Annotated in this window: 16 protein-coding genes; 7 read left to right on the top strand and 9 right to left on the bottom strand. The window is 68.0% G+C overall.

From position 1 onward, the window contains the following. Positions 1–96 precede the first annotated feature (96 nt). The 7 genes from EDF40_RS19390 to EDF40_RS09440 all read left to right on the top strand — a co-directional run bounded on the left by EDF40_RS19390 (position 97) and on the right by EDF40_RS09440 (position 9,586). Positions 97–4,242: a DUF6049 family protein gene (locus tag EDF40_RS19390; protein ID WP_221180462.1), complete on the top strand. Its 4,146-nt coding sequence runs from the start codon at positions 97–99 to the stop codon at positions 4,240–4,242. Positions 4,243–4,325: 83 nt separating this feature from the next. Next, entirely contained in the window at positions 4,326–5,312 is a 987-nt protein-coding gene (gene trxB, locus EDF40_RS09465; protein WP_111083668.1) for a thioredoxin-disulfide reductase, read from the top strand. A 76-nt stretch (positions 5,313–5,388) separates the two neighbouring features. Beyond that, positions 5,389–5,715 (top strand): thioredoxin, encoded by a 327-nt coding sequence (gene trxA, locus EDF40_RS09460; RefSeq protein ID WP_017887828.1) that lies wholly within the window; start codon positions 5,389–5,391, stop codon positions 5,713–5,715. Positions 5,716–5,876: 161 nt separating this feature from the next. Beyond that, complete coding sequence (locus EDF40_RS09455) at positions 5,877–7,181, top strand: PLP-dependent aminotransferase family protein (protein ID WP_123339332.1); 1,305 nt, start codon at positions 5,877–5,879, stop codon at positions 7,179–7,181. A 60-nt stretch (positions 7,182–7,241) separates the two neighbouring features. After that, positions 7,242–8,204: a D-alanine--D-alanine ligase gene (locus tag EDF40_RS09450; RefSeq protein ID WP_123339331.1), complete on the top strand. Its 963-nt coding sequence runs from the start codon at positions 7,242–7,244 to the stop codon at positions 8,202–8,204. 159 nt (positions 8,205–8,363) lie between these two features. Then, the gene (locus EDF40_RS09445) at positions 8,364–9,002 is read left to right on the top strand and encodes a ClpP family protease (RefSeq protein ID WP_123339330.1); all 639 of its coding nucleotides are present in this window, start codon (positions 8,364–8,366) and stop codon (positions 9,000–9,002) included. Beyond that, positions 8,999–9,586 carry a ClpP family protease gene (locus EDF40_RS09440; protein WP_123339329.1) on the top strand — a complete coding sequence of 196 codons (588 nt, stop codon included), beginning with the start codon at positions 8,999–9,001 and terminating at the stop codon, positions 9,584–9,586. The genes EDF40_RS09445 and EDF40_RS09440 overlap by 4 nt, the downstream gene beginning before the upstream one ends. A 24-nt stretch (positions 9,587–9,610) precedes the next feature. On the opposite strand, the gene EDF40_RS09435 is transcribed toward EDF40_RS09440, so the two are convergent. The 9 genes from EDF40_RS09435 to rpmH all read right to left on the bottom strand — a co-directional run bounded on the left by EDF40_RS09435 (position 9,611) and on the right by rpmH (position 15,106). Then, a complete protein-coding gene (locus EDF40_RS09435; protein WP_123339541.1) occupies positions 9,611–9,919 on the bottom strand; it encodes a helix-turn-helix domain-containing protein in 309 nt (102 codons plus the stop codon). Positions 9,920–10,098: 179 nt separating this feature from the next. Then, positions 10,099–11,064, bottom strand: a complete 966-nt coding sequence (locus EDF40_RS09430) for a ParB/RepB/Spo0J family partition protein (protein WP_123339328.1) — start codon at positions 11,062–11,064, stop codon at positions 10,099–10,101. Between the two features lie 5 nt (positions 11,065–11,069). Beyond that, entirely contained in the window at positions 11,070–11,957 is an 888-nt protein-coding gene (locus EDF40_RS09425) for a ParA family protein (RefSeq protein WP_131845076.1), read from the bottom strand. Positions 11,958–12,038: 81 nt separating this feature from the next. Next, the gene (gene rsmG, locus EDF40_RS09420; protein WP_123339327.1) at positions 12,039–12,719 is read right to left on the bottom strand and encodes a 16S rRNA (guanine(527)-N(7))-methyltransferase RsmG; all 681 of its coding nucleotides are present in this window, start codon (positions 12,717–12,719) and stop codon (positions 12,039–12,041) included. Beyond that, positions 12,716–13,216, bottom strand: coding sequence for a R3H domain-containing nucleic acid-binding protein (locus EDF40_RS09415; RefSeq protein WP_123339326.1), 501 nt, complete (start codon positions 13,214–13,216; stop codon positions 12,716–12,718). The genes rsmG and EDF40_RS09415 overlap by 4 nt, the downstream gene beginning before the upstream one ends. Further along, entirely contained in the window at positions 13,217–14,185 is a 969-nt protein-coding gene (gene yidC / locus EDF40_RS09410; protein ID WP_123339325.1) for a membrane protein insertase YidC, read from the bottom strand. It lies immediately after the preceding gene. 8 nt (positions 14,186–14,193) lie between these two features. Then, the gene (yidD, locus tag EDF40_RS09405; protein WP_165901008.1) at positions 14,194–14,574 is read right to left on the bottom strand and encodes a membrane protein insertion efficiency factor YidD; all 381 of its coding nucleotides are present in this window, start codon (positions 14,572–14,574) and stop codon (positions 14,194–14,196) included. Continuing rightward, a complete protein-coding gene (rnpA, locus tag EDF40_RS09400) occupies positions 14,571–14,921 on the bottom strand; it encodes a ribonuclease P protein component (RefSeq protein WP_123339324.1) in 351 nt (116 codons plus the stop codon). Before rnpA ends, yidD begins: the two co-directional genes overlap by 4 nt. A 47-nt stretch (positions 14,922–14,968) precedes the next feature. Beyond that, complete coding sequence (rpmH, locus tag EDF40_RS09395; protein WP_022889115.1) at positions 14,969–15,106, bottom strand: 50S ribosomal protein L34; 138 nt, start codon at positions 15,104–15,106, stop codon at positions 14,969–14,971. Positions 15,107–15,367: the final 261 nt, after the last annotated feature.

The following is a 15,367-nucleotide window of genomic DNA, read 5'->3' as shown; positions in this document are numbered from 1 at the left end:
TCCCAGATCGAGGCCCCGAGTTCTCCACAACCCCGCGCGCACGGGACCTGTTCATGGTCGCGCCTCATACACTCGTGCTCGGCCCGAACCGACCCCGTGGCCCGCTTCCGTATGCACATCCTCCGCACCACGCTCGCCGCAGCCGCGTCGACCCTCGTCGCGCTCGGCCTGGTCGTCGCGCCCGTCAGCGCGCCGCACGCCGATGCTGCGACGGTCTCTTCGGCCAAGACCCGCCTCGCCGATCCGGCTGCTGCCGACGCGGGCAAGGCCACGATCTCGGTCGCCCCCGCGAACCGTGGGATCGTGCAGCGCGACCAGGACCTCACCCTCTCGGTGACCGTCACGAACGACACCGACACCGCCCTGCCCGCAGGCTCAGCGGAGTTCGACATCTTCCGCTCCGTGAGCACGCGGGACGTCCTGGCCGACTGGCTTGCCGACACCACCACGACCGGTTACCTCGGCGCCCCGATGGACTCTGTTGACATTCCGGAGGTCCCGGCGCACCGTTCGGTCACCATCGACGCGGTCGACATCGTCTCGGGCAACGTGGCGCTCGGCGGGTACTCCTCGTTCGGTGCGCGGCGCATCGCGGCGGAGTACACGGCCGGCGACACCTTCGCCGTCGCCCGCTCCGCGATCACCTGGTACCCGGACTTCGAACAGGTGCCGGTCAGCGTGTCGGTGGCGATGCCGGTGACGGTCCCGAAGTCCACCGACGGCGTGCTGAGCGCCGCCGTCCTGGCCTCCGCCACCTCGGTCGACGGCACCCTGACGCAGCAGCTCGACGCGGCCGAGGACCACAACGTCGCCGTCGCCGTCGACCCGCGGATCATCGCCTCGATCCGGATCCTCGGCGAGAACGCCCCGTCCTCCGCGACCGCGTGGCTCCAGCGCCTCGAGTCGCTGCGGAACGAGACCTTCGCGTTGTCCTACGCCGACGCCGACGTCACCGGGCTGCGCCAGGCCGGATCGGACGGCATCCTCGCTCCGATCTCGCTCGACCAGTCCGTGAAGTCCGAGAACTTCCCCGGCGCAGAGACCCCCGCACCGACTCCGACCGCCACCCCCGACCAGACGACGACCCCGAGCAGCACCGCGTCCCCGACCGACGACGCCACCACCGGCTCCGGCTCCGGCTCGGGCGAGACCACGGAGACGCTGCCCACGACCGCGCAGCTGCTGGACTTCCCCTACTCGATGGACTCCATCGCCTGGCCGACCGAGGGCACCGTGTCGTCGTCGGACCTCGAGGCGCTCGAGCGAGCCGGCACGAAGACCACGATCGTCTCGAGCGGCAACACCTCGGCCGGCGCGAACGCCACGGTCCCGGCGTCCGAGAAGGTCGGCGACGACCACGTCCTCGTGTCCGACCAGTCGATGTCGTCCCTGCTGCGGGACGCCGCGAACGCCCCCGATCGGCAGAGCTGGTCGACGGCGATGTCCGAGCTCACCGCGACCCTCGCGACGTCCGCACGCGGCGGCACCGCGACCGGCCCGATCATGCTCACGCTGGGTCGCGACTGGCCCTCGGACTCCAGCCGCCTCAGCCAGACCCTCGACGCCCTCGAGAGCACCGCATGGGTCGCCCCGGCCGACCTGTCGACCGCATCGAACGCCGTCGCCGGCTCGCTCACGCTCGACAACGCGTCCAGTGGTGCCGACCGCGTCGAGCAGCTCAAGCGCCTGGTGCAGGGCGAACAGGGGCTCTCCGCGTTCGCCACGATCCTCGACACCCCCACCGACCTGACCGCGCCGGCGCGCCTGCAGCTGCTCGCGCTGGCGTCGAACGCATGGCGGGGGGACGACGAGGGGCTCACCACGGCCGTCGACGCGCGCACCGCGAACTGGGCGAAGCAGACCGGCGAGGTCGGGATCGTCGACTCGAGCAGCCTGACCCTGCTCGGTGACCGGTCGTCGCTACCGGTGTCGATCCGGAACAGCTCCCCCTACCCGGTGACCGTGCACCTGTCCGTCAGTCCTTCGAACTCCGCCCTCCGGGTGGTCCGCAACGACATCGTCGTCGAGATCCAGCCGGACTCGTCGACCCGTGCAACCGTCCCCGTGCAGTCCGTCGCGAACGGCAAGGTCGAGCTGACCATGTCGCTCTCGAGCCCGACCGGCGTCGCGGTCGCCCAGCCGGCCACCGTCGAGCTCAACGTCCAGGCGCAGTGGGAGACGGTCATCACCGCCGCTGCGGCCATCGCCCTGTTCGGCATCTTCGGCTTCGGCATCTTCCGCAGCATCCGGAAGCGCATCCGTCGTCGCAACGGCGAACTCGACGACGAGGACGACGACGACCCCAACCGCCCGCTCGCCGTGCAGCCGGGTGCGCCCGGCGCGTCCGCTGCGCCCGCGGGATCGGTCGTCGGACCGGGAGGCCCGGATCACCCCGCCGAGGCACCCACCGCGTTCGCCGTGGCCGGCTCCGGCACGGCCGCTGTCGCGGCTCCTGGAGGCGACCACCTGCAGGACGCGATCGCCCGTGCCGGGGCCGAACCGGGCCTCCCGTCCGACGCCCGTACCAGCCCTGTCGCGGACGCCCGCGAGCCCGAGGAGCCGACCATCAGCGCCACCCCGCCCCAGCCCGACGTCGACGCGGAACCGGTCGCCGAGCGCAGCCTGGGGCGTGCGAGTGCGATGCTCGCGGCGGGGACGATGCTGTCGCGCATCCTCGGATTCGCGAAGACGTTCGTGCTGGCCTACGCGATCGGGCAGTACAAGAGCCCCGCCGGAGACGCCTTCGCGATCTCGAACCAGCTGCCGAACAACATCTACGCCCTCATCGCGGGCGGCCTGCTGTCGGCGGTGCTCATCCCGCAGATCGTCCGCGCCATGAAGAACGGGACCGACGGCGGCCAGTCCTACGTCAACAAGATCGTGACACTCGGTGGCTCGGTGTTCATCGTCATCACCATCGTCGCCACCCTCGCTGCTCCGCTGCTGGTGCGCCTGTACAGCTCCCAATCCACCTCGGGCGGCAAGGGCCTCTCGCCCGAGGCGTACGACCTCGCCGTCCTCTTCGCCTTCTGGTGCCTGCCGCAGATCCTCTTCTACGCGATGTACTCCTTGCTCGGCGAGGTCCTGAACGCGAAGCAGGTCTTCGGACCGTTCACCTGGGCGCCCCTGCTCAACAACGTCATCTCGCTCGCCGGTCTCGTCGTCTTCATCGCGATGTTCGGCGGCAGCGCCGCGAACTCGGGCGTCGACGACTGGGACGCCACGAAGATCGCGGTGCTCGCGGGCAGCGCCTCGCTCGGCGTCCTCGCCCAGGCAGCCTTCCTGCCGTTCTTCTGGCGCCGAGCCGGCCTGAGCTTCCGTCCCGACTTCGGCTGGCGGGGCGTCGGTCTGAAGGCAACGGGCACCGCGGCCGGATGGCTGTTCGCGATGATCCTCGTCACCCAGCTCGCCGGCATCGTGCAGTCGCGCGTCGCGTCGCTCGGCTCGGGTGCCGCCGGCAACGCCGTTCTGCAGAACGCCTGGCTGCTGTTCATGCTGCCGCACTCGATCATCACGGTCTCGATCGCCACCGCCTACTTCACGCGCATGAGCCACGACGCGGAGCGCGGCGACCTCGGCGCGGTCCAGAAGAACCTGTCGCTCTCGCTCCGCATCGTCGGGCTCTTCACGGTCTTCGCGTCCGTCGCACTGATGGTCGTCGCCGTGCCGTTCGGACGGATGTTCTCGGACACGTTCGACGGCGCGCTGTCGATCGGCGCCGTGCTCTTCGCCTACATGCCGGGCCTCGTGCTCTTCAGCATCCTGTTCATCATCCAACGCGTGTTCTGGGCCATGCACGACCACCGCACGCCGTTCTTGATGCAGTGTGTCCAGTCCGTGTTGTTCGTCATCGGCGCGCTGGCGGTGACCACACTCCCCAACGAGACGATCGGGGTCGCGATCGCCGCATGCACCACGTTGGCCGGCACCGCGCAGACCATCGTGGCGCTGGTGCTCGTCCGCAAGCGCCTGGGTGGCATGGAGGGTCCCGTCGTGACCCGCTCGCACGTGCAGTTCATCATCGCGGCGCTGATCGCCGGCGTGGTCGGTCTGGTGGTCGCGAACTTCCTCGGAGCATTCTCCGCAGCCGGGTTCGCGATGTCGGACCGCACCGGGGCACTCATCACCATCGTCCTGACCGGCGCCGTGATGGTCCTCGTGTACTTCGGGGCGCTCGTCGTCGCCAAGAACGGCGAGATCAAGAACGCCGTCGGCATGGTGAAGAGCAAGCTCGGTCGCTGACCGCACGGTTCCCGGACGTCGCGGAATGCCGCGCCGGTACCATGTGTTGACCCGGTCAGCACGCAACGGAAGGGCAATCAGGCATGCGCCAGCTCATCATCATCGGTTCCGGTCCGGCCGGGTTCACCGCCGGCATCTACGCCGCGCGCGCAGAGCTCAAGCCGCTCATCGTCGCGTCCAGCGTCGAGACGGGCGGGGAACTCACCAAGACGACCGAGGTCGAGAACTTCCCGGGCTTCCCCGAGGGGATCCAGGGTCCCGACCTCATGATCAAGATGCAGGAACAGGCCGAGAAGTTCGGCGCTGAGGTTCTGTACGACGACGCCGTCTCCGTCGACCTCACCGGCGACGTGAAGAAGGTCACCGTCGGCTCCGGCGAGACCTACGAAGCCCTCGCGGTCATCTACGCGACCGGTTCGGCGTACCGGCACCTCGGTATCGCCGACGAAGAGCGCCTCTCGGGCCACGGTGTCTCGTGGTGTGCGACCTGCGACGGCTTCTTCTTCCGCCAGAAGAACATCGCCGTGGTCGGCGGTGGCGACTCCGCGATGGAAGAAGCGACGTTCCTCACCCGCTTCGCCGACAAGGTCACCGTGATCCACCGCAAGGACACCCTCCGCGCGTCGAAGATCATGCAGGACCGCGCCCACAACGACCCGAAGATCGAGTTCGCGTGGAACAAGGAGGTCATCGGCATCCAGGGTGACTCCGCTGTGACCGGCGTGACCCTCAAGGACACCGTGGACGGCACCGAGAGCGAACTCGCCCTCGACGGCCTGTTCATCGCGATCGGCAACGACCCCCGCGTGCACCTCGTGCACGGTCAGCTCGAGCTCGCTCCCGAGGGCACCATCGCCGTCGAGGGCCGCACGTCCAAGGCCGTCGGCGTCCCCGGGGTCTTCGTCGCCGGCGACGTGCTCGACCACACCTACCGCCAGGCCATCACGGCCGCCGGTTCCGGTGCGGTCGCCGCGCTCGACGCCGAGAAGTACCTCGCCGACCTCGAGGACACGCTGACCGACGCTGCTGCGGGCGAGACCCCGGTCGAGCCGGTCACCATCTCCGCCTGACCCGTACGGCCCCCGGAATGCCGGGGGCCCGTCCGCGGTTCCACACCCAGTACCGACTTCTCACGAAAGGACACCCATGTCCAACGCAAAGGCTGTCACCGACGCCACCTTCTCGGACGAGGTCCTCAAGTCCGACAAGACGATCCTGGTCGACTTCTGGGCCGAGTGGTGCGGCCCGTGTCGCGCCGTCTCGCCGATCCTCGACCAGATCGCCGAAGAGCACGCCGGCAAGATCGAGATCGTGAAGCTCAACGTGGACGACAACCCCCAGTCGGCCATGAACTACCAGATCACCTCGATCCCGGCGATGAAGGTCTTCAAGGGCGGCGAGGTCGTCAAGACCGTCATCGGCGCCAAGCCGAAGCCCGCGCTCGAGGCCGACCTCGCCGAGTTCCTCGCGTAGGTCGCCTCAGCACCACCGAACGCCCCGTCCTCGTCCTGCTCAGCATGCGTCGGCGGGGCGTTCGCATGCCACCCGTTGCGGATCGGCCCCCGCCGCGGAGCCCGGGTTTCCGGGGTCGATGTCGTAGTGTGGCGGGAATGTCTCACTGATCGGAGCACGGTATGACGAACGGCAACAGCCTCGACCCCTGGTACGACTCCTACGCCCAGCGCACCGCCGGGCTGAGCGCCTCCGAGGTCCGAGCCCTGTTCGCCGTCGCCTCGCGCCCCGAGGTGGTCTCGCTGGCCGGCGGCATGCCGTTCGTCTCCGCGCTGCCGAGGGAGCTCGTCACGGGCTCCCTGGACCGCGTGATGAACGAGCACGCGGCCATGGCACTGCAGTACGGCGGCGGACAGGGTCTGCGGTCCCTCCGCGAGCACATCGTGGACGTCATGAGCCTCGAGGGCATCCGTGCCAGTGCCGAGGACGTCGTCGTGACGACGGGCTCGCAGCACGCACTCGACCTCGTCACGCGGCTGTTCATCGATCCGGGCGACGTCGTCCTCGCCGAGTCCCCATCCTACGTCGGTGCGATCGGTGTGTTCCGGTCGTACCAGGCCGAGACCGTCCACGTGACGACCGACGAGCTCGGTCTGGTGCCCGAGGCACTGCGGGAAGCGATTGCGAACCTCCGCACGCAGGGCAAGCGGATCAAGTTCCTCTACACGATCCCGAACTTCCACAACCCGGCCGGCGTCACCATGAGCCGTGAGCGCCGCATCGAGGTGCTCGACATCTGCCGGTCGAACAACATCCTGGTGCTCGAGGACAACCCCTACGGACTCCTCTGGTTCGACGAGCCGGCCCCGCAGGCGATCCGTTCCATCGACGAAGAGGGCGTCGTGTACCTGGGGTCCTTCTCGAAGACCCTCGCACCCGGCTTCCGCGTCGGTTGGGCGCTCGCACCGCACGCCATCCGCGAGAAGCTCGTGCTCGCCAACGAGTCCGCCGTCCTCGCCCCGAACTCCTTCGGTCAGTACGTCGTGAACGCCTACCTGGACGCCGCGGACTGGAAGGGTCAGGTCGACACCTTCCGAGGCATCTACGCAGAGCGCCGTGACGCCATGCTGTCCGCCCTGGGGGAGTTCCTACCGGACCTGTCCTGGACGAAGCCCAACGGTGGCTTCTTCGTCTGGCTGACGCTCCCCGAGTCACTCGACTCGAAGGGCATGCTGCCGCGCGCTGTGAAGGAGCTCGTCGCCTACACGCCGGGGACCGCCTTCTACGCCGACGGTCGCGGCGGCGGGCACATCCGTCTGTCGTTCTGCTACCCGACCCCCGAGCAGATCCGCGTCGGCGTGAAGCGGCTCGCCAACGTCGTCAACGACGAACTCGAGCTGATCGAGACGTTCGGCCCGACGACTCGGCCGAACAGCGTCGTCCGCGAGACGTCCTCGGTCAGCGCTCCGCCGCCGAACATCTCCTGATCAGCGCTTTTCCTCGGTGCGTGGCCCATCAGCACCGTCGTTCCACCCCGGAGGACCCCCATGGCTGAGCTCACCCGTCGTCACGTCGTCGTCGTCGCCGGAGGGATCTCGCACGAGCGTGACGTCTCCCTGCGCTCCGGGCGACGGGTCGCCGATTCGCTGACCGGGTACGGCTGGCAGGTCGACCTCCGCGACGCCGACGCGCTGCTGCTGCCGGCTCTCGCCGAGTCCCGCCCGGATGTCGTGTGGCCGGCTCTGCACGGCGCCTCCGGTGAAGACGGGGCCCTGCGGGGCATCCTGGAGGCGGTGGACATCCCGTTCGTCGGCTCGCGTTCCACGTCGGCCCGGTTGGCATGGGACAAGCCCACGGCGTCAGCGCTGGTCGCGCGGGCAGGCGTCCGCACCCCTCGATCCGTCACGCTGTCCCACGACGTGTTCCGTGAACTCGGCGCCGTCGGGGTGCTCAAGGCCATCGCGGGGGAGCACCCGGTCCCGCTCGCCGTGAAGCCGGCACGCGGCGGGAGTGCGCAGGGAGTGACCCTCGTCGACGACGTCAATGACCTGCCACGAGCCATGGTCACGGCCTACACGTACTGCGACGACGTCGTGGTCGAGCAGCTCATCCGCGGCACCGAGGTCGCGGTCGGCATCATCGACACGGGCGACGGACCGGTGGCACTCTCCGCGGTGGAGATCGTCCCACGGAACGGCATCTACGGCTTCGAGGCGCGGTACAACGCGGGAGAGACGACGTTCTACACCCCCGCTCGACTGTCCGACGAGTTCGCGACCGCTGCAGCCGACGCCGCCGTCGCGGCACACGCGGCCCTCGGCCTCCGCCACCTGTCCCGCGTGGACCTCATCGTCGACGGCGCTGGTACGCCCTGGTTCCTCGAGGCCAACGTACTCCCGGGCCTGACCGAGACGTCGCTGCTGCCGCAGGCACTCTCCGCGTCCGGTTTCGATCTCGGGTGGACGTACGCAGAGCTCGCCGAACAGGCGATCCGCGACCACCACGCCTGATCCGCACGCTCCCACGTTCCGTGTTCCACGTGGAACACGGGCGTTCGCAAGCGTCGATGTTCCACGTGGAACGTCGGTACCCGCGGTTCGCTGCTGAGAGCTGATCTGCTCTGAGCAGCATCCGATGCGCCTGGTCATCTGCCGGCGCACGGTGGACGCATGACCGATTCACCATCCCCCGCAGCCTTCACGACCGAGTACCGGCGTGCCCTTCTCGACCAACGCGTGCTCGTACTCGACGGCCCTCTCGACGATGACAACGGCACCGTCCTCATGACGCAGCTGGTACAGCTCGCGACGGCGGACCCCTGGAACGACATCGCGCTCTGGATCCATTCGCCCGGAGGCTCGGTCCCGGCGATGCTCGCACTCCGGGACCTCATGCGGGTGATCCCCAACGACGTCAGCACGCTCGCATTCGGGATCGCCTGCAGTGCGGGGCAGTTCCTGCTGTCCTCGGGTACTCCTGGCAAACGGCGAGCACTGCCACACAGCCGGATCCTGATGCACCAGGGATCCGCAGGGATCGGGGGGAGTGCGGTGGACGTGGCGCTGCAGGCAGACCACCTCCGCAACACCCGCGACACCGTGCTCGGACTCATCGCAGCGGACACCGGGCAGACGGTCGACCGAATCTTCGAGGACTCGTTGCACGACCACTGGTACTCCGCGCAGGAGGCCCTCGACTACGGGTTCGTCGACGTGATCGTCGACGACTTCTCGGTGATCCGGCCCCAGCAGCTCCGCTCCACGGTGACCGGCTTCGGCGGACCTGCGGCAGGGGAGGGAGACCGATGAGCGCCTACACGATCCCGAACGTCATCGCGCGGGACGCTCGCGGCGACCGGGTCCTGGACGTCTACTCGCACCTGCTCACCGAGCGGATCATCTACATCGGTACCGCGATCGATGCTGGCGTCGCCAATGCCCTCATCGCGCAACTTCTCTTCCTCGAGTCGGACAACCCGGACTCTGACGTGCAGCTCTACGTCAACTGCGACGGCGGCGATCCGAGTGCCATGCTCGCCGTCTACGACACGATGCGGTTCGTCCGCCCCGCCGTCGCGACCACCTGCGTTGGGCAGGCAATCGGTGTCGGAGCCGTCCTGCTCGCCGCGGGCGCCGAAGGAAAGCGGTCGGCCCTGCCGCATGCTCGGGTCGTGCTCCACCAACCCGCGGCTCAGGGGCAGGGGGCAATTCCCGAGCTCATCCTGCAGGCCGACGAGGTCGTTCGGATCCGAGCCGAGATCGAGCACCTGCTCACCGAGCACAGCGGCCAAAGTGTCGACCGACTCCGAGCCGACACGGATCACGATCGCGTCTTCACGGCCCGTCAGGCCCAGCAGTACGGGCTCGTGGACCACGTGATCACTCGACGCTGACCGTCGGCGCTGACTGGCGAAGCGTCACGCTGCGAGAACGAACGCGCTCCGCACTTGTTCGCCACCAGTACCTGTCGAACGCGCCCGCTCGCGAAGCTGTTCTGCTGCCGCTGCGGTCAGGTCCAGTAACGAGCTCTCGAGTGCGCCCGCCACGGCTGCCAGCATCTCGCTCGAAGGCTCCTTCCGCCCCCGTTCCATCTCCGACAAGTACTGCGGCGACACCCCTGCACGACGAGCGACGTCGTGCAGGGTGTCCCCGCGGCCACGGCGACGAGCGCGGAGCTCTTGTCCGACGACGTCACGCCAGAGCGGCTCGGGATTGCGGGATCTCATGATGCGAGCTTGGCAGTGTTCCACGTGAAACGTTCGGACTTCCCGTTCGCTGCTCGTGAACGTCAACCAGCTGAACGGCTCTGCGCCCCGTACCGGGCCGAATTCTCTCTCGCTGACCCCGACACCCGTACCGGGCCTGCGAAGCCCGCTACGGGCCGCACAGCACCGTCGGCGAGCCGTCAGGACGAGATGTCGCTGATCCCGAGCTCGGACAGGATGCGATTGAGGTCGTCGCCGTTCGCGAAGTCGATGGTCACGGAGCTCTTCCGCGCGCCCACAGCGATCTTGACCCGGGTGTTCAGCCGGTCGCCGATGCGCTCGGCAAGGTCGTTGAAGTGTGCTTGGTTCTTCGAGGGCTGCGGGGCCGTCTTCGGCGGAGTCTTCGTCGCCAACTGCTGCGCGATCGCTTCGGCAGCGCGCACCGACAGGTCCTCGTTGACGATCTTCTCGGCGAGGTACTCCATGGCTTCGGCGTCCGGGGCAGCAAGGATCGCGCGAGCGTGGCCGGCTGACAGCACACCGGCAGCGACCCGGCGCTGCACGGGGGAGGGGAGCCGCAGCAGACGGATCGTGTTGGTGATCTGCGGACGCGAGCGGCCGATGCGCTGACCGAGCTGTTCCTGAGTGATCCCGAAGTCCGCCAGGAGTTGCTGGTACGCCGAAGCTTCTTCGAGCGGGTTGAGCTGCGCCCGGTGCAGGTTCTCGAGCAGGGCGTCCCGGAGCATCGCGTCGTCCGGCGTCTCTTTGACGATCGCCGGAATCGTCGTGAGCCCGAGCTCCTTGGTCGCCCGGAGGCGACGCTCACCCATGATCAGCTCGTACTGCGGCTCCGTCCCCGCAGCCCCGGGGATCGGGCGGACGACGATGGGCTGCAGCACGCCGATCTCACGGATGGAGTGGACGAGCTCCTGCAACTCCTCTTCGCGGAACTCCTTACGCGGCTGCTGCCCGTTCGGGATCACGTCCAGCGGGTTGAGGTTCGCGAGTCGGGCTCCCGGAACCGCGACGAGTTCGTCCGCGGTGGGTGCGGACGCCGGCGACCCACCGGTCGGGAAGAACACGTCGACCGGGCGGTCCTGCTGGTCCGTCGCCGTCGGGATGAGCGCGCCGATGCCGCGTCCGAGTCCGGTTCGCTTGGGTGCCATCAGTCTTACGCTCCTCGTGCTGCGATCTCGGCGGCCGCTTCCAAGTAGGAGAGCGACCCGGTGGAGTTCACGTCGTACGCGACGACGCTCTGTCCGTAACTCGGCGCTTCACTCACCCGTACGGATCGGGGGATCATCGCCTTCAAGACCTGGTCACCGAAGTGCTCGCGCACGTCGTTCGCCACCTGGTTCGCCAGGTTGGTCCGACCGTCGTACATGGTGAGCAGGATCGTCGAGACCCGGAGGTTCGGGTTGAGGTGCCGCTCGATGAGCTCGATGTTGCGCAACAGCTGGCTGAGTCCCTCGAGCGCGTAGTACTCGCACTGGATGGGGATCAGGACTTCCTGCGCCGCCACGAAAGCGTTGATCGTGAGCAGGCCAAGGGACGGCGGGCAGTCGATGAACACGTAGTGGTACGGCTCGTCCAGCGACTGGAGGTACAGATCGAGCGCCGTGCGCAGCCGCTGCTCTCGAGCGACCAAGGAGACGAGCTCGATCTCAGCACCCGCGAGGTGGATCGTCGCCGGGACACACCAGAGGGTGTCCGACTCGGGGGACCGCTGCACAGTGTCGGCCATCGCGGCCTCGTCGACGATGACGTCGTAGATGCTCGCGACTTCAGCCTGGTGGTCGACGCCCAGGGCCGTTGACGCGTTGCCCTGTGGGTCGAGGTCGATCACGAGCACCCGTGCGCCACCGTGGGCGAGCCCGGCGGCCAAGTTGACGGTCGTCGTGGTCTTTCCGACGCCACCCTTTTGGTTCGACACGGTGATGATCCGCGTCTTCGGGGGCAACGGGAACTGCTGCGTCGCGATCGCACGGCGCCGGCGGTTCAGGTCGGCGATCTCGCGAGCAAGCGGAGTCGACGCGTCGTAATCGGTCGATGAGCTCAACGAGTGCCTCTTCCCCGGTTCGATGTTTCACGTGAAACGTGGAGCAGCATGGGATCAGTTGTCCCGATCCGAGCCGCAGGGTCAATCAACTGTAGCCCGGAAGACGCGCGTGGTCTCTGCGACCACACCGTCCCCGAGCTCGAGGACCTCGACGTCCGAGAGGTGCTGGCGCAGGATCACCTTGCGTGCCTTCTCGATCTCCTCGTCGACTCGCGCACCCTTCATCAGGATGAGCTGCCCGCCCGAGCGGACAAGCGGAACCGTCATCGGGATGAGCTTCGACAGCGCACTGACTGCTCGCGCCGTTACCTGGTCAACCACGATGTCGTCGGAGACGTCCTCGGCGCGGCCACGGACCACTGTCACGTTCGACAGGCCGAGCCGGCTCGCCTCGCTGGTGAGCCAGTCCACTCGACGCTCCATCGGCTCGATGAGCGTGAAGTGCACGTCCGGACGGGCGATCGCGAGCACGAGACCGGGCAATCCTGCACCCGAGCCGACGTCGGCAACCCGGCCACGGGCCTCCAGGAGGGGCGCCAGCAATGCAGAGTTGAGGATGTGTCGCGTCCAGAGTCGAGGCAACTCGAGCGGGCCGATCAGGCCCAGCTCCTCGCCCCGGCGAGCCAGCTCGTTCGTGAACGACCGAGCCGTTTCGATCTGATCGCCGAAGAGCGCGGACGCAGCTGCAGGCTCAGCCTCGAGCACCGGAGCAGCGTCCGAAGGTGCGGGAGCGGTGTCCGCGGACACCGACTCGTCCGTCATCGGGTGACGACCGTGTGGCGGTCCCGACCCTCACCCTCGGACTCCGAGTGGAAGCCCTTCTCAGCGACGAGGTCGTGGACCAGCTTGCGCTCGTACGACGACATCGGGGGGAGTGCTGCGGACGACGATCCACCCTCGATGCGCTCGACGGCGGTGTCGACCAGTCGCTGCAGCTCGTCGGCACGAGCGTCACGGGAGCCGCCCACGTCGAGGATGAGCCGGCTGAACTCGCCCGTCTCCGCCTGGACGGCGATGCGGGTGAGTTCCTGCAGGGCCGTGACGGTGTCCGGCTTCGAGAGGACGCGGAGCGCCTCGCCGTCGTCGGTGACCGACAGGTAGACGCGACCGGCGCGCTCCTCGATCTCGATGTCTCCATCGAGGTCGCAGATGTCGAGGAGTTCCTCGATGTAGTCCGCAGCGATGTCGGCCTCGTCACGGGCGTCCTCGTCCGGGACCTCGGTGGTGTCGACGGCTGCGGCGGTGTCCTGCTCGGTCACTTACTTCTTCCCGTTCTTCTTCGAGCGCTGCTTGCCGACCGGCTGCGAACGCTGGGTGGTGACGCGCACGGCCTCGATCTCGGCAGCACCAGCACCGGCACCGGCCTCGGCGAGCACCGGGTTCGCGATCCCGCGACGCTGGGCCTTCTTGGCCAGGCGTGCCTCTCGTGCCAGGGCCGCCTCGGAACCGGGCGTCGGCATGCTGCGGATGACGAAGTACTGCTGCGCCATCGTCCAGACGTTGGAGGCCAGCCAGTAGAACATGACGCCGAGGGGGAAGCTCAGACCCGAGATCACGAAGACCAGCGGGAGGATGTACAGCATCATCTTCTGCTGGCGGTACATCGGCGACGCCTTGGTCTCCGGCGACATGTTCTTGGCGACGAGCTGCAGCTGTGTGATGAACTGCGAGGCCGTCATGACGACGATCATGAAGCCGGCGATCGCACGCACTTCCCACCCGGAGGCGTTGGTGAACGTCTCGTGCAGGGGCGCACCGAACAAGGCCGCGTTGCCGAACGACGCCGCGAGGTCGTTCGTGAGCAGGCCGACGCCGGTCTTGTTGATCTGCGCTTCGTGCAGCACCGAGTACAGCGAGAAGAAGATCGGCATCTGCAGCAGCAGCGGCAGGCAGGAGCTCAGCGGGTTGGTGCCCGTCTCCTTGTAGAGCGCCATGGTCTCGCGGCTCATGGCCTCACGCGAGAACTGGTCCTTCTTGCCCTTGTACTTGTCCTGGATCTTCTTCAGCTGCGGCGCGACCTCGAGCATGCGGCGCTGCGACTTGATCTGCCGCACGAAGATCGGGATCAGCGCGGCGCGGACCACGAAGGTCAGGAAGATGATGGAGAGGACCCAGGTGATACCCGCGCCCGGGTCCATGCCGATGCTCTCGAAGACCCAGTGGAAGCCGACGAGGATGGCGGAGACCACCCATTTGAGCGGCCAGAGGATCGTACCGATGATTTCCATGGGGACGGCTACGCCTTTCGAGTGCGCTGGGGGAGCAGGACCGGCCGGGCCGTTCCGACCGCGGGGTGCGGCTGCTGCGGGATCGGCGCGAGGACGAACCCGAACCGGTTGACGACGAACGGGCGACGACGTTCCGTGACGTCGTCGATCCCGCCTGCAGCCCAGGGGTTGCAGCGAGCGATTCGCCAGGCGCCCATCGCGGATCCGCGGACGACGCCGTACTGCTGGATCGCTTCGAGGGCGTACCGGGAGCACGACGGGTGGTACCGGCAGACGTTGCCGTACAACGGGGAGATCACTGCACGGTAGGCGCGGAGCACGACGACGCACGCGTTGCGTGGGAGCAACGCGGCGACCCAGGCCAGCCGGGTCCACAAGGTGCGGTTCATGCTGCCTTCTCCACCCCGCGCGCGAAGGAGCGCACGACGTCTTCGAGCAGGGTAGGCCATCCGGCCTGCGATGCGGCTGGCAGTGCGCGCACCACCACGTCGTACCCCACGGGGGAGTCGTCGAGGATGCCGTGCGCGATCGCCTTGAGCCGCCGCCTGATCAGGTTCCGGGTCACGGCGTTGCCCACCGTCTTGGCGACGATGAAGCCGAACCGCGACGGTCCGGTGGGGTCCGTCGAGCGACGGACCACAGACACGACGACGTGCGCCGTGGCGCTCTTGCGACCACGACGCACGACGTTCCGGTAGTCGTCCCCGCGGACGATGCGGTTGGCGCTGGCCAACACTGCGATGCCGGGGTCAGACCGAGGACCGGATCAGGCGGTGAGCCTGATCAGGCCGAGAGCTCGGTGCGGCCCTTGGCGCGACGCGCCGACAGGATGGCGCGGCCGGCACGCGTCCGCATGCGGAGGCGGAAGCCGTGCTTCTTGGCGCGGCGACGGTTGTTCGGCTGGAAGGTGCGCTTGCTCATGATCTCTCCACACGGCTGCTCGCGGCGAGCCGTCACGTATGTATGTGTCATCGCTCGGTGTCGAACGACGCAGATGGGCGCGACCAATCGGCCGCAGTCAACTGGTTAACGGTACGTGACAGCAGCGAGCAGGTCAAACGCCGATCGGGCCGGCCTCGGTGCCGGAGGCGTCGAGGACACCGCTGCGGTCCATTCTCCACATTGGGGACAACTTCCGTTCGGTGCCACCCGGCCCGGTCCTTTACAGTGGGGTCATCGATC

The organism is Curtobacterium sp. PhB170, assembly GCF_003752345.1.
GTDB lineage: Bacteria > Actinomycetota > Actinomycetes > Actinomycetales > Microbacteriaceae > Curtobacterium.
The sequence above is the reverse complement of the archived record's forward strand: the minus strand, read 5'-3'. Positions and strand labels throughout refer to the sequence as shown.